The organism is Streptomyces sp. SID5785 (assembly GCF_009870065.1).
Classification (GTDB): domain Bacteria; phylum Actinomycetota; class Actinomycetes; order Streptomycetales; family Streptomycetaceae; genus Streptomyces.
On record NZ_WWIA01000057.1, the window covers coordinates 1 to 274 of the forward strand.

Sequence of the window (274 nt, forward strand, 5' to 3'; positions counted from 1 at the left end):
TCAACACGATGGTGGACCAGCTCTCCGCGTTCGCCGACCAGGTGACGCGCGTGGCGCGCGAGGTGGGCACGGAGGGCCGTCTGGGCGGTCAGGCGCAGGTGCCCGGCGTGGCCGGCGTGTGGCGTGACCTGACGGACTCCGTGAACGGCATGGCGGGCAACCTCACGGCCCAGGTGCGCAACATCGCGCAGGTCGCCACGGCCGTGGCGCGCGGTGACCTGTCGCAGAAGATCGACGTGGACGCGCGCGGCGAGATCCTCGAGCTGAAGAACAC

Annotated in this window: 1 protein-coding gene; it reads left to right on the plus strand. The window is 71.2% G+C overall.

The features are described 5' to 3' along the window. On the plus strand, window positions 1-274 hold a 274-nt coding region (locus tag GTW43_RS01725; RefSeq protein WP_161299748.1), incomplete at both ends, for a HAMP domain-containing protein.